Consider the following 13399-nt stretch of genomic DNA (forward strand, 5'->3'; position numbering starts at 1 on the left):
GCGGGTTATCGGGTGCCCGGAGCGCACCGGAACACTCCGGTCAGACCCCCAGCCCACGCGACACCGCGTAGATCACCAGGCCCGCCAGCGACCCCACCACCGTGCCGTTGATCCGGATGAACTGCAGGTCACGGCCGATGTGCGCCTCGATCTTCCGGGTGGTGTGCTCGGCGTCCCAGCCCGCCACCGTCTCCGTGATCAGCGAGGTGATCTCCGCACGGTACGTCGTCACCACGTGCACCGCCGCGCCCTCGACCCAGCTGTCGACCTTGTCCTGCACCTTCGGCTCGGTCGCCATCCGCGAACCCAGCGACAGCAGCGCCGCCCGCACCCGCTGCCGCAACTCGCTGCGCTCGTCCTCTGCCGCCGCCACGATCATCGACCGTACGGCCGTCCACACCGACGCGATCAGGTCCTGCACCTCCCCACGGCCCAGCACCTCCCCCTTGAGCCGCTCCACCCGGGCCCGGGTGTCCGTGTCCGACTGCAGGTCGGAGGCGAAATCGGTGAGGAAACGGTCCAGCGCACCGCGCGCCGGATGCGTGGGCATGTCCCGCATCTCGGTGACGAACCGCAGCAACTCCTTGTAGACCCGCTCGCCGACCTTCCGGTCCACGAACCGCGGGGTCCAGCCCGGCGCCCCGCCCTCCACCGCCACCATCACGTCGTCCCGGTGCAGCACCAGCCAGTCGTGCGCACGGGACACCACCAGGTCCACCACCCGCCGGTGCCCGCCGTCGGCGACGATCTTCTCCAACGTCTTGCCGATACCCGGCGCGATCTCCTGCGCGCCGACCCGCCGGGTGATCGCCTCGCCGACGACCGCCTGCACATCGGAGTCCCGCAGGACGGTCAGAGCCCCGCGCAACGCCGTCGCCAGCTCCGCCGTCACCCGGTCCGCGTGCTCCGGCTCCGCCAGCCACGCACCGAGCCGGCCGCCGATGCCCACCGCGCGCAACCGCTCCCGCACGACCTCCTCGGACAGGAAGTTCTCCCCCACGAACTCACCGAGCGAGACGCCCAGCTGGTCCTTCTTGTTCGGGATGATCGCGGTGTGCGGGATGGGCAGCCCCAGCGGATGCCGGAAGATGGCCGTGACCGCGAACCAGTCCGCGAGCGCGCCGACCATGCCGGCCTCGGCCGCCGCCGCGACATAGTCCGCCCACGGCCCGGCACCCGCGCCGCCGGCCGTCTTCGCCAGGACGTAGACCACCGCGACGAACAACAGCAGGCCCGTCGCCGTGAGCTTCATCCGCCGTACCCCGCGCCGGCGCTCCTCGTCGGCCGGGGTGAACGCCGTCATCGTCTTGTACGACGCGACCCGCTCCGGTGTTCCCGTCTCGCTAGGTTCCATCAGCTCCACCCGTTCGGTGATCCCGCACACAATTGTCCCTTCCTGACCGACTCCCGGAACGGAACGGGAGTTCCCGGCGTCTGTCTGGAGGGGGGCAGTGGCAGGGTCCTGCCAGGCCCCTCCGGCCCATGACGCATCATGGGCCCAACAAGATCGGAGCCCCAGGCTCCCATCTCCCGAGGAGAACAACACAAGAGTGGCCAAGCGTCATGGTTACGCGGTGCTCGGTGCGCTGGTCGCCCTGGTCATCGCGGTGTCCGCCGGCATATACGTCACCGTCGCCGCCGACGACGGCACCCCCCGCGGCACCCTCGCCACGGGCCGTCCGCACCGCGACTCCCACGCCGCCCCCGCCTCCACCGGCACCTGGGTCGGCGCCTGGGCCACCGCCCCCGTCGGCGGCGAACCCGGCACCGAGACGGCGGGCCTCGCGGGCCGCTCGATCCGCAACGTGGTGCACACCAGCGCCGGCGGTACGGGTGCCCGCGTCACACTGTCCAACCTCTACGGCCAGTCGGCCCTCACCATCACCCACGCCTCACTCGCCCTCGCCACCGGCGACGGCACCGCGGCGGCCGACGCGGAAACGATGCGGCGCCTCACCTTCGGCGGCAGCACCAGCGTCGTCATACCCGCCGGCGGACAGACCGTCAGCGACGCCGTACGCGTCACCGTCCCGCACGGCGCCGACGTCCTGGTCACGACGTACTCCCCGACCCCCTCCGGACCGGTCACCTACCACCCGCACGCCCGACAGGTCTCTTACACCGCCGACGGCGACCGCACCGAGGACACCACCGGCACGCCGTACACCGGACAGACCCCCTACTGGCGCTACCTGACCGCCCTCGACGTCCTCAGCAACGACGCCGCCGGCACCATCGTCGCCTTCGGCGACTCCATAACCGACGGCATCACCTCCACCACCGGCACCAACCGCCGCTGGCCCGACGTCCTCTCCGGACGACTGCGCGGCGCCCTGGAGGAAGGGCAGCAACTCCCGCGCTACAGCGTCGTCAACGAGGGCATCAGCGGCAACCAGGTCCTCGCCGACGGCCTCGGCCGGCCCGCCGAGAACCAGAGCGGCCTCGGCCGCTTCGGCCGGGACGCGCTCTCCCGCACCGGCGCCAAGGTCGTCGTCATCGACCTCGGCGTCAACGACATCCTCCGCAACCGCAAACTCGCCGACCCCGACCGCATCGTCACCGGCCTGCGCACACTGGTCCGCCAGGCCCACGCCCGCGGCCTGAAGGTCGTCGGCGCCACCCTGATGCCCTTCCAGGGCCACCGCGGCTACACACCCGCCCGAGAGGCCGTACGACAGCAGGTCAACGCCGAGATCCGGGCCGGCGGCGTCTACGACGCGGTCGTCGACTTCGACAAGGCCCTCCGGGACCCCTACGACCCGCGACGCCTGCGCCCCGAATACGACTCCGGGGACCACCTGCACCCCAGCGACCTGGGCTACCGCACCATGGCCGACGTCTTCGACCTGCGCACACTGAAGGGCGCCGGCCAGGCCGAGCTGTAACCGGGGCGGGGCACGGCCGCAGCCGGGCGGCGAGGAATACTGGCGGACATGACCCGCCTGATCCTCGCCACCCGCAACGCCGGAAAGATCACCGAGCTGAGGGCCATCCTCGCCGAAGCCGGACTCCCCCACGAACTCGTCGGCGCGGACGCCTTCCCGGACGTCCCCGACGTCAAGGAGACCGGCGTCACCTTCGCCGAGAACGCCCTGCTCAAGGCCCACGCCCTCGCCCAGGCCACCGGCCTGCCCGCCGTCGCCGACGACTCCGGCCTCTGCGTGGACGTCCTGGGCGGCGCCCCCGGCATCTTCTCCGCCCGCTGGGCCGGCCGGCACGGCGACGACCGGGCCAACCTGGAGCTGCTGCTGGCCCAGCTCTCCGACATCGCCGAGGAACACCGCGGCGCCCACTTCGCCTGCGCGGCGGCACTCGCCCTGCCGGACGGCACGGAACGGGTGGTTGAGGGCCGGCTGCTCGGCACCCTGCGGCACGCCCCCGCCGGCACGAACGGCTTCGGCTACGACCCGATCCTCCAGCCGGAGGGCGAAACCCGGACGTGCGCCGAGCTGAGCCCCGAGGAGAAGAACGCGATCAGCCACCGGGGGAAGGCGTTCCGGGCGCTGGTGCCGGTGGTGCGGGAGTTGCTGGGCTGAGGACACAAAACGGCCTGCGAGTCATCCTTCGATTCGCAGGCCGCCTATGTGCGGCGGAAGGGATTCGAACCCTCAAGCCCGGTCAAGGGCCACAGATCCTAAGTCTGCTGCGTCGCCATTGCGCCACCGCCGCTAGCCGCCTGCCATCGTACCGGGAGTTGCTCGCCGCCTTCCGCCGCCCCTGCACCAGGTACTCGTGATCGCGTGGCAGTTGGGGCACAGGAACCGCAGGTTCTCCCGCCGGTTGTCGCGCCAGTCGCCGTTGATGTGGTCGATCTCCAGCGTCATCGGCTTGCCGTGCCACTCAGGGCTGACCCCGCACCTGGCGCACTTCTCGGGAACGCCCACTGCACGCAGCGCACGCCGGAGGCGTGTGGTCGCGATGCGGTGCGCACCGTCATGCCGCACCAGGACAGCTTCCGACCGCTTGGCATTCGTGCCCGGCTTCCCTCGCTGATGCGCCTGGCCGAGGAAGTGAGCGGTGTCGAGGCCGTCTTCGGCGATCCACTTGCGAAGCATCGCACGTTGGTCACCGTTGTCAGTGCGGCCAATGCGACGAAGCACCTCGGCGATGGATGCGGACTCGTTGACCACCGCCCGCAGCTCGTCCGGCGCGGGTCGCGCTTGCCTGCCAGTGGGTGAGAAGTGCGAGATGTCGATGCCGAAGTGAGCGAATCGCTGCACGAGGTACCCACGCAGCCGACCGTACGGCCGGGTGCCGAAGAAGGCGATGACCTCGTCAATGTCGGCGCACTGCGCGGCTGCCTCAGCCAACCGCTCGCGCGTGTACTGCACTCCGCTGCTCATACGGCACCTGCCCGGGCACGGCCCTTGCCGCGCCCTCGGTATGTGTCGGTGGTCGAGTGGCAGTTGGGGCAGAGGAGCCGCAGGTTCTCGACGCGGTTGTTCCGCCAGTTGCCGTCAAGGTGGTCGACCTCCAGCGGGAGTCGCTCGCCGAGCCAGATCGGCTCGGTACCGCACAGGGCGCAGCGCTCCTCCGCGCCCAACTCGATCATCGCCCTCTTGAGCCGCTGACTCGGGATGCGCGGCGCGTGCGCCGACGTGTCCTCGACAAGGATCTCTTCGGGAGTTCGGCGGCGCCGGTTGTGCCGCATCCGTTCGGTTCGGACCACGGGCGTGAAGTGCGAGGTGTCGATCCCGTACGCCTTGATCCTGCGGCTGATGTGCGTGTGATGGCCGCCGACGACCTCCAGGCCGAGGTGGCGCAGCACCTCGCACAGGTTGGTGGAGGCGGCCACGGCCTGCTCAAGGACCTCTCTCGTCCACTTCACCCCCTCCCGTTCGAAGTGCGAGACGTCCACTCCGAGCTTCTTCATCCGCCCGAGCACGTACCGCCGCGTCGGACTCCTCGGATCCACCCCCAGCCTCTCCAGCGCTTCCGAGAGCGTCCGTGCCCCGCGAGCCGCTGCCTCCAGCCGCTCCTTCGGGTATGTGCCGGCCCCCATCGCGTCCCCTCCGTTCCGGGCGTGCGTTCGTCGCCCGTACGGAGTAACGAACCGGTTATCGGACAGTCACGCCCGGAAGCACGGGAACGGAAAACGGCCCGCGCCGGGGGCTCCCGGTGCGGGCCGTTCGTGCAGCGGGCCGTTCAGACGCCCAGGTCCTTGATGATCTTGGCGACGTGGCCGGTGGCCTTGACGTTGTACAGGGCGCGTTCGACCTTGCCGTCCTCGTCCACGACCACCGTGGAGCGGATGACGCCGACGACCGTCTTGCCGTACAGCTTCTTCTCGCCGAAGGCGCCGTACGCCTCCAGGATCCGCTTGTCGGGGTCGGCCAGCAGGGTGACCTTCAGGGACTCCTTCTCGCGGAACTTGGCGAGCTTCTCCGGCTTGTCCGGGGAGATGCCGATGACGTCGTAGCCGGCGGAGGCCAGGACCTCCAGGTTGTCGGTGAAGTCGCAGGCCTGCTTGGTGCAGCCTGGAGTCAGGGCGGCGGGGTAGAAGTAGACGATGACCTTGCGGCCCTTGTGGTCCGACAGGGACACCTCGTTGCCGTCGGCGTCGGGGAGGGTGAAGGCGGGGGCCACGTCCCCGGGCTGGAGTCGCTCGCTCATCGGACTAGCGTAACCGGGGGGCCTTGCGGTGCGGTCCGGCCGCGAGCTGACAGACTGTTCGAGAACACCATCAACCAGCATCAGCAGACTTCGGCAGACTTCGGAGGCCGTACGGTGGCGGACACGTCGGACACCAGAACCCCGGCGCAGATCGAGGCGGACATCAGACGCCGCCGTGAAGTGCTGGCCGAGACGCTCGACGAGATCGGGGTGCGCGTGCATCCGAAGACCGTCGTCGGAGACGCCAAGGCCAGGGTCGTCGCCCATGTCGACCACACGGTCGGGCGGGCGTACGTGCAGGTCAACCGCGTCGTGAGCGAGGTACGGACGCGGTTCGTGGACGACGAGGGGGCGCCTCGCCTGGAGCGGGTCGTGCCCGTCGCCCTCGTCGTCGTCGGGGTCGTGGGGCTGCTGGCCCTCGGGGCCCGGCGGCGCAGGGACTGACCGGGGCAGGTAGGTTCGAGGCGTGAGCGCCAACAGAAACGAGCACAGCACTCCCCACCACGACAAGCTCCCCATCCGGATGCTGCACGACCGGGTTCTCGTGCGGCAGGAGACGGGTGAGGGCGAGCGGCGGTCGGGGGGCGGCATTCTGATTCCCGCCACCGCGGCGGTCGGGCGGCGGCTGGCCTGGGCCGAGGTCGTCGCCGTCGGTCAGAACGTCCGGACGGTGGAGCCGGGTGACCGTGTCCTGTTCGACCCGGAGGACCGGGCGGAGGTCGAGGTGCGGGGCGTGGCGTACGTGCTGATGCGCGAGCGTGATCTGCACGCCGTCGCCGCCGACCGGTTCGAGGGGTCGGAGGACTCCACGGGGCTGTACCTGTAGGACCGCACAGCGTGAGGGCCGGTGACCATCGTCACCGGCCCTCTTCGGCATGCCTTTGTTATGTTCGGAAGGAACCCGACGAGACGCGCCGTACCGGGTCGAAGGCAAAGACGACGCACCCCCAAGAAGAGTCACTGTGTCTCGGAGGTGCCTGTCATGGCCTGGGTTCTGCTTGTCGTCGCCGGTCTGCTGGAGGTCGGCTGGTCGGTCGGGATGAAGTACAGCGAGGGTTTCACCCGTCTCGTCCCCAGCCTGTTCACCGGTGCCGGCATCGTCGCCAGCATGGTCCTGCTGTCGTACGCCGCGAAGTCCCTGCCCATCGGTACGGCGTACGGCGTGTGGGTGGGCATCGGCGCGGCCGGTGCGGCGGTGCTCGGCATGGTGGTGCTCGGTGAGCCGGTCACCGCCGCCCGGATCTTCTTCGTGTGTCTGCTGCTGGTCGCCGTGGTGGGGCTGAAGGCGACCAGCGGCCACTGACAGCGGGACGTCAGGTGCCGGGGAATCCTCCGGAGCCCGTGTCGGTGCCGGTGGTTCCGCCGCCTCCGTCCGCGGTCGTCCCGCCGCCGGTCGTCGCCCCGCCGCCGTTGGTGCCGCCGCCCGGTGTCCCGCCGCCGGTGGTGGTTCCCCCGCCGGTCGTCGGGTTCCCGCCGGTGGTGGCGCCCCCGTCGGTGGCCGTACCGCCGTCCGTGGTGGCGCCTCCGCCGGTGGTGGCTCCGCCGTCGGCCGGGGTGCTCGTGGCGCCGCCGTCGGTCGGGGTGGCGGTCGCGCCGCCGGCGGTCGGGGTGGCGGTGGCGCCGCCGTCGTCCGTGCCGCCGTCGGTGCCCGGCGTGGCGCTGCTGGTGGCGGGCGGCTCCTGGACGACGTCGGCGCCCTGCTCCAGCTGGAGGTCGAAGTCGCTGACCGGCTTGCCCTTCAGCGCGTTCCGCGTGTACTGCGCCCAGATCTGGGTGGGCGGGCCGCCGCCGTTCATGCGGGCCTGGCCGAGTGCCCCGTACAGCGGCTGCTGCTTGGCCGTCACCGGGTCCTGGCCCATGACGGAGACCACTGTGGCCAGGTCGGGGGTGTAGCCGGCGAACCAGGCGGCCTTGTCGCTCTCGGCGGTACCGGTCTTGCCGGCCGCCGGACGGCCCGCGGCCTGGGCGGCGGTGGCGGTACCGCTCTGCACCACGCTCTGCAGGACGGAGGTGGTGGTGTCGGCGGCTTCCCGGCTGACGGCCTGCTTGGCCGGCTCGTCGGGCAGCCTGACCTGCTCGGTGCCCTCCTTGGTGATCTTCTCGACGAGCGTGTACGTGCCGTGCTTGCCGTGGTTGGCGAGCGTGGCGTAGGCCTCCGCCATGTCCAGGACGCTGGCGGTGGCGGTGCCGAGGGCGATGGACGGGTACGGCTGGAGGTCCGGGGTGTCGGAGGGGATGCCGAGGTCGATCGCGGTCTGCTTGACCTTGGCGGGGCCGACGTCGACGGCCATCTGCGCGTACACGGAGTTCACCGACAGGTCGGTGGCCTTGCGGACGGTGATGGGGCCGTACGACCGCTGGTCCTCGTTCTCGGGGGCGTAGGCGCCGCCGCTCCAGCCCTGGACGGGACGCTGGTTGGTGCCGTCGTAGACGGTGTTCGGGGTGATCGTCCGGCCGTCCTGGGTGGTGGACCCGTTCTGCACGGCGGAGGTGAACACGAACGGCTTGAACGTGGAGCCGACCTGGAAGTCACCGCGGGTGGCGCCGTTGGTGTACTGCTTCACGTAGTCGATGCCGCCGTACATGGCGACGACCTTGCCCGTTCTGGGGTCGACGGAGGCACCGCCGGCCCGGACGTAGGTGTCGGCCTTGCGGTTCTTCTTGTCCAGCTTGGACATCAGCTGGTCGTCGACCGCCTTGACGAAGGCGTCCTGCCGGTGCTTCTGGATAGTGGTGGTGATGCGGTAGCCGCCGGCCGCGAGGTGGTCGGCGTCGATGATGTTGTTGGTGGTCAGGTAGTGCTTGACGGCCTCCACGAGGTAGCCGCGCTGGCCGGACATGCCGGTGGAGATCGTCTGCTCCTTCGGCATGGGGAACTTCATGCCGGCGCGCTTGGACTCGCTGAGCCAGCCCTTGGTGACCATGCCGTTCAGTACGTAGTTCCAGCGGGCGACGGCCGCCTTCTTGTTCTCCGGGTGTGCCACGACGTCGTACTCGCTGGGCGCGTTGACGAGCGCGGCGAGGTAGGCGGCGCGGGCCGGGTCGAGGTCGGCGGCGTCCCTGCCGTAGTAGGCCTGGGCGGCGGCCTGGATGCCGTAGGCGTTGCGGCCGAAGTAGCTGGTGTTGAGGTAGCCCTCCAGGATCTCGTCCTTGGACTTGTTCTGGTCGAGCTTGATCGAGATGAAGAACTCCTTGGCCTTGCGGGTGACCGTCTGTTCCTGGGCCAGGTAGTAGTTCTTCACGTACTGCTGGGTGATCGTCGAGCCGGACTGCTTGCCCTTGCCGGTCGCGGTGTTCCAGGCGGCGCGGATCATCGCCTTGGGGTCGACGGCGGACTCCGAGTAGAAGTCGCGGTCCTCGGCGGCGAGTACGGCGTGCTGGGCGTCCTTGGAGACCTGGGCGAGGCTGACGTTCTCCCGGTTGACCTCGCCGTCCCGGGCGAGCTGCGAGCCGTCGGCGTACAGGTACACGTTGCTCTGCTTGGTCGCGAAGGCGTTGGCGGGCGGGATCTTCACCAGGGAGTAGCCGAGGAAGAACAGCCCGATGACCAGCAGGACGCCGACGAAGAGGGTGCCGAGCACCATCCGCCACGTCGGGAAGATCCGCCGCCACCCGGTCCGCTTGGGCCGCTTGCCCTTCTTGGCCTTGGCCTTGCCGTTCCCCTTGCCCGCGGGGGTGTCGGCGTCGGTTGCGGCGAGGAGGGTGGTCTTGTCTTCGGGGGAGGGGGCGGAGGGGGCGGAGGGGCCGGAGGGCGAAGAGGGGCCGGAGGGTGAGGAGGCAGCGGCGCCGGGCGCGGTGGCACCGGCCGCACGCGCGGCACGGGCGGCACGGGCGGCGGCCGGGGAGGAACCGGCGGCAGCACCGGCTGCGGACGCGGCGGCGGCCTGAGCGCCGGCACCGGAAGCGGACGCGGACGCGGACGCGGTGGCACCGGCGGCGCCGGCCGCACGCGCGGCACGGGCGGCACGGGCGGCGGCCGGGGAGGAGCCGGCGGCAGGACCCGCTGCGGACGCGGCGCCGGCACCGGAAGCGGACGCGGCGGCACCGGACCCGGCACCGGCACCGGTGGCGCGGTTCTCGCCGCCGGGGCGGGGCACGGTGGGGCGAGGGGTACGACCGGAGGGGTCCGGCTTCGCGGCGGCGGCACCGGGAGCGCCGGGCTCACCCGCGCGGGGCGCGGTGACCCGCCGGAGCACCTGCGTGGTCTCGGGCGCCGGGGCGGCGTCGCCAGCGTTCTCGGCCTTCGGCCCCTTGGGCGGGGTGATACGCCGAAGCACCTGCGTACTCTCGGCCGGCGTCTGCTCGCTCCCACCCGGGCCACTGGGGCCGGCCGGCTTCCTGCCGCCGGCACCCTTGCCTGCGACTCCCTTACCGGGGGCCGTGGCAGCACCGGAGCCGGAGGGGGTGCCTGCGGCACTGCCGGGCTCGGAACCCGGGCCGGGGACGGAGCCGCGACCGGTGGCCGTGCCACGCCCGGACGCCGAAGCACCGCCGGGGGCCGCTCCGGAACCGGCGCCGACGGGTCCCGTCTGCTCCGTGCGGGCACCACGGGCCGCCTGACGGGCCCGTGCCACCGAAGCCGTCCGGTCCGGGGCGCCGGAGCCGTCACGGGACGCGCCACCGGGCCGCTCAGCCCGCCCGGCACGGTCGGCACCCTCAGGCCGCTCAGGCCGCTCGGCCCGCTCGGCCCGCTCGGTGCCCTGCGCGCCCCCGGTGCCCCCGGTGCCCCTGGTGTCCCCGGTGCCCCTGGTGTCCCCGGCCTTCCCAGGCTGCGGGGCGTCCCCGGTGGGCCTGTCGGTTTCGGCCGGGGTGGTGTCGGTCCCCGGGCTCCTCGGGTGCTGAGGTCGGTCGGGGGATTCCGGTGCCGGGCTGTGCGGCTTGCGGCCCCCCGGGGTCCCGGGCCCTTCAGCCGGCAGCGGCCTCTTCGGTGGCACGCCGTCGTTCGGCTGCTGCGGCTGCGGCTCGTCGCTCATGTCGTGCACGGACTCCTGTTTTCAGCGTCGTACGTTCCCGTACGCCTCGTACGCTTCTGCGCTCCCCCTGCTTGAAGACTCTCGCACCCGGCGTTCCGTTCCCGGATTCCGGCACGCTTCCGGCGGAAAACGCGTGGCCGGCCGCCGGGCCTCCGGACTAGGCTCCTGCGCTTCGGTGTCGAGCAGTCCGAGGAGGTCGACTGGCGTGGGCGCTGGACGGTTGTACGCGGCCGTCGCGGCAGGGGGGTTCCGACGGTACGCGACCTACCGGGCCGCCACTGCGGCAGGGGTGTTCACGAACACCGTCTTCGGTCTCATTCTCGTCTGCACGTACCGCGCGCTGTGGGACGAGAGGCCCCACCTCGGCGGGTACGACCAGGGGCAGGCCGTCACCTATGTCTGGCTGGGGCAGGCCTTTCTGTCGACCCTCGCGATCGGGGGCGGCGGCGTCGAGGACGAGTTGATGGAACGCATCCGTACGGGGGACGTGGCGATCGACCTGTACCGGCCCGCCGATCTCCAGGCGTGGTGGCTGGCGGCGGACATCGGCCGGGCGTTCTTCCAGTTGCTGGGGCGGGGGGTCCTGCCGTTCCTGTTCGGCGCGCTCTGCTTCCCGGCGTACCTGCCGGCCGACGCCGGCACCTGGGCGGCCTTCCTGATCGCCGTGGTCCTCGCCATGCTGGTGGGCTTCGGCATCCGCTACCTGGTCGCGCTGAGCGCGTTCTGGCTGCTGGACGGCACGGGGGTGGCGCAGATGGCGTGGCTGCTGGGGTTCTTCTGCTCGGGGATGCTGCTGCCCCTGAACGTGTTCCCGGGCGCGCTGGGCGAGGTGGTGCGGGTGCTGCCCTGGTCGTCGCTGCTGCAGGCGCCGGCGGACGTTCTGCTGGGGCGGGCGGATCCGTTACCGACCTATCTCTTCCAGGCCGCGTGGGCGGTGGTGCTGCTGGGTGCCGGGCGGCTGGTGCAGTCGGCGGCGACGCGCCGGGTGGTGGTGCAGGGTGGCTGAGGGGCGGGCCGAGCGGCTGGTCGCGGGTGTGCGGGCGTACCGGCTGGTCGCGGGGATGTGGGTGCGGTCCACGATGGCGTACCGCGCGTCGTTCGCCATGACCACGTTCGGGAACTTCGCGGCGACGTTCCTGGACTTCGTCGCGATCATGCTGATGTTCTCCCGGGTGGACGCGCTGGGCGGCTGGCCGTTGCCGGAGGTGGCGTTCCTGTACGGGCTGTCCGCGACCTCCTTCGGGCTCGCGGACCTGGTGATCGGGTCGATGGACCGGCTGGGGCGGCGGGTCCGGGACGGCACGCTGGACACGCTGCTGGTGCGGCCGGCGCCGGTGCTGGCGCAGATGGCGGCTGACCGGTTCGCGCTGCGCAGGCTGGGCCGGGTGACGCAGGGCGGGCTGGTCCTGGGCTGGGCGCTGGCCCGGGTGGACATCGGCTGGACGGTGGACCGGGTGCTGCTGATGCCGGTGATGGTGGTGAGCGGCTGCGGGATCTTCTGCGCGGTGTTCGTGGCGGGCGGGGCGTTCCAGTTCGTGGCGCAGGACGCCGCCGAGGTGCAGAACGCGTTCACGTACGGCGGTACGACGCTGCTGCAGTATCCGCCGACGGTGTTCGCGAAGGAGTTGGTGCGCGGGGTGACGTTCGTGCTGCCGCTGGCCTTCGTCAACTGGCTGCCCGCGAGCTACGTGCTGGGGCGGCCGTACCCGCTGGGGCTGCCGGAGTGGACGGCGTTCACGCCCCCGCTGGTGGCCGTGGCCTGTTGTGCGCTCGCGGGGCTGGCCTGGCGGGCGGGACTTCGTTCGTACCGCAGCACAGGGAGCTGAGACGTGGCTGACGTCGTCGCCGGCGATGGGTTCATCGCCCTGGAGAGGGTCGAGAAGGTCTTCGAGGTGCGCCGGAAGACCGGGTTCCTGAAGCGGGAGCGGCGCGAGGTGCGGGCGGTGGACGCGCTGTCGTTCACCGTGGCGCGCGGGGAGATGGTCGGGTACATCGGGCCGAACGGTGCCGGGAAGTCGACCACGATCAAGATGCTGACCGGGATCCTGACGCCGAGCGGCGGGCGGTTGCGGGTGGCGGGCATCGACCCGGCGCGGGAGCGGTCGCGGCTCGCGCACCGGATCGGGGTGGTGTTCGGGCAGCGGACCACGTTGTGGTGGGACCTGCCGCTGATCGACTCCTACCGGCTGGCGCACCGCATGTACCGCATCCCGGACGCCCGTTTCCGTCAGAACCTGGACCGGTTGGTGGAACTGCTGGAGCTGGGCGCCCTGTTGGACGTGCCGGTGCGGCAGCTGTCGCTGGGGCAGCGGATGCGCGGGGACATCGCGGCGGCGCTGCTGCACGATCCGGACGTGCTGTACCTGGACGAGCCGACGATCGGCCTGGACGTGGTGTCGAAGGCGAAGGTGCGGGAGTTCCTCAAGGAGGTGAACGCCGAGCGGGGGACGACGGTGCTGCTGACCACGCACGACCTGCAGGACATCGAGCAGTTGTGCTCCCGGGTGATGGTGATCGACCACGGGCGGCTGGTGTACGACGGCTCGCTCGCGGGGCTGCACGAGGCCGGGGAGAGCGAGCGGACGCTGGTGGTGGACCTGGAGCGGGAGCTGCCGCCGGTGGAGGTGCCGTCGGCGCGGGTGGTGCGGGTGGAGGGGCCGCGGCAGTGGCTGGCGTTCCCGGCGGGGCAGTCGGCGGCGCCGCTCGTCGCGCATCTGGCGGCGCGGTATCCGCTGGTGGACCTGTCGGTGCGGGAGCCGGACATCGAGGCCGTCATCGCCAGGATGTACGCGGAGAAGGCGGTCTCGTAGGCT

13 protein-coding genes, 1 tRNA gene and 1 riboswitch are annotated in these 13399 nt (G+C 71.5%); of the genes, 8 read left to right on the top strand and 6 right to left on the bottom strand.

Features of this window, described 5'->3' with window-relative positions:
- Nucleotides 1–40: 40 nt before the first annotated feature.
- Nucleotides 41–1354 (bottom strand): DUF445 domain-containing protein, encoded by a 1314-nt coding sequence (locus IEZ20_RS03160; protein ID WP_189294498.1) that lies wholly within the window; start codon nucleotides 1352–1354, stop codon nucleotides 41–43.
- Nucleotides 1355–1550: 196 nt separating this feature from the next.
- On the opposite strand from IEZ20_RS03160, the gene IEZ20_RS03165 reads away from it, so the two are divergent.
- Both IEZ20_RS03165 and rdgB read left to right on the top strand, forming a co-directional pair.
- Nucleotides 1551–2885 carry an SGNH/GDSL hydrolase family protein gene (locus tag IEZ20_RS03165; RefSeq protein ID WP_189294499.1) on the top strand — a complete coding sequence of 445 codons (1335 nt, stop codon included), beginning with the start codon at nucleotides 1551–1553 and terminating at the stop codon, nucleotides 2883–2885.
- Nucleotides 2886–2933: 48 nt separating this feature from the next.
- Nucleotides 2934–3536 (top strand): RdgB/HAM1 family non-canonical purine NTP pyrophosphatase, encoded by a 603-nt coding sequence (gene rdgB / locus IEZ20_RS03170; RefSeq protein ID WP_189294500.1) that lies wholly within the window; start codon nucleotides 2934–2936, stop codon nucleotides 3534–3536.
- Nucleotides 3537–3585: 49 nt separating this feature from the next.
- On the opposite strand, the gene IEZ20_RS03175 is transcribed toward rdgB, so the two are convergent.
- From IEZ20_RS03175 to bcp, 4 genes are all read right to left on the bottom strand, one after another.
- Nucleotides 3586–3669: transfer RNA gene (locus IEZ20_RS03175), tRNA-Leu, on the bottom strand.
- Nucleotides 3669–4343 (bottom strand): HNH endonuclease signature motif containing protein, encoded by a 675-nt coding sequence (locus IEZ20_RS03180; protein WP_189294501.1) that lies wholly within the window; start codon nucleotides 4341–4343, stop codon nucleotides 3669–3671. Before IEZ20_RS03180 ends, IEZ20_RS03175 begins: the two co-directional genes overlap by 1 nt.
- A complete protein-coding gene (locus IEZ20_RS03185; RefSeq protein WP_189294502.1) occupies nucleotides 4340–5002 on the bottom strand; it encodes an HNH endonuclease signature motif containing protein in 663 nt (220 codons plus the stop codon). Before IEZ20_RS03185 ends, IEZ20_RS03180 begins: the two co-directional genes overlap by 4 nt.
- A 143-nt stretch (nucleotides 5003–5145) precedes the next feature.
- Complete coding sequence (bcp, locus tag IEZ20_RS03190) at nucleotides 5146–5613, bottom strand: thioredoxin-dependent thiol peroxidase (protein ID WP_189294503.1); 468 nt, start codon at nucleotides 5611–5613, stop codon at nucleotides 5146–5148.
- Nucleotides 5614–5727: 114 nt separating this feature from the next.
- Here bcp and IEZ20_RS03195 point away from each other — a divergent pair, with 114 nt between their 5' ends.
- From IEZ20_RS03195 to sugE, 3 genes are all read left to right on the top strand, one after another.
- On the top strand, nucleotides 5728–6057 hold the full coding sequence (locus IEZ20_RS03195) for a DUF3618 domain-containing protein (protein WP_189294504.1): 330 nt from the start codon (nucleotides 5728–5730) through the stop codon (nucleotides 6055–6057).
- 22 nt (nucleotides 6058–6079) lie between these two features.
- Nucleotides 6080–6439, top strand: a complete 360-nt coding sequence (locus tag IEZ20_RS03200) for a GroES family chaperonin (protein WP_014672972.1) — start codon at nucleotides 6080–6082, stop codon at nucleotides 6437–6439.
- A gap of 47 nt (nucleotides 6440–6486) precedes the next feature.
- Nucleotides 6487–6559: riboswitch (guanidine-III (ykkC-III) riboswitch) on the top strand.
- Nucleotides 6560–6595: 36 nt separating this feature from the next.
- Nucleotides 6596–6916 (top strand): quaternary ammonium compound efflux SMR transporter SugE, encoded by a 321-nt coding sequence (gene sugE, locus IEZ20_RS03205; RefSeq protein ID WP_189294505.1) that lies wholly within the window; start codon nucleotides 6596–6598, stop codon nucleotides 6914–6916.
- A gap of 10 nt (nucleotides 6917–6926) precedes the next feature.
- Here the strand turns inward: sugE and IEZ20_RS03210 are convergent, their stop codons facing one another.
- Nucleotides 6927–9890, bottom strand: a complete 2964-nt coding sequence (locus tag IEZ20_RS03210) for a transglycosylase domain-containing protein (RefSeq protein WP_189294506.1) — start codon at nucleotides 9888–9890, stop codon at nucleotides 6927–6929.
- A 901-nt stretch (nucleotides 9891–10791) separates the two neighbouring features.
- Here IEZ20_RS03210 and IEZ20_RS03215 point away from each other — a divergent pair.
- From IEZ20_RS03215 to IEZ20_RS03225, 3 genes are read left to right on the top strand one after another with little or no spacing between them, the layout of a single operon-like run.
- A complete protein-coding gene (locus IEZ20_RS03215; RefSeq protein ID WP_189294507.1) occupies nucleotides 10792–11592 on the top strand; it encodes an ABC transporter permease in 801 nt (266 codons plus the stop codon).
- Nucleotides 11585–12412 (top strand): ABC transporter permease, encoded by an 828-nt coding sequence (locus IEZ20_RS03220; RefSeq protein WP_229895847.1) that lies wholly within the window; start codon nucleotides 11585–11587, stop codon nucleotides 12410–12412. The genes IEZ20_RS03215 and IEZ20_RS03220 overlap by 8 nt, the downstream gene beginning before the upstream one ends.
- A 3-nt stretch (nucleotides 12413–12415) precedes the next feature.
- The gene (locus IEZ20_RS03225) at nucleotides 12416–13396 is read left to right on the top strand and encodes an ABC transporter ATP-binding protein (protein ID WP_189294508.1); all 981 of its coding nucleotides are present in this window, start codon (nucleotides 12416–12418) and stop codon (nucleotides 13394–13396) included.
- The last annotated feature ends 3 nt before the right edge of the window (nucleotides 13397–13399 follow it).

The organism is Streptomyces cinerochromogenes (assembly GCF_014648635.1).
Taxonomy (GTDB): domain Bacteria; phylum Actinomycetota; class Actinomycetes; order Streptomycetales; family Streptomycetaceae; genus Streptomyces; species Streptomyces cinerochromogenes.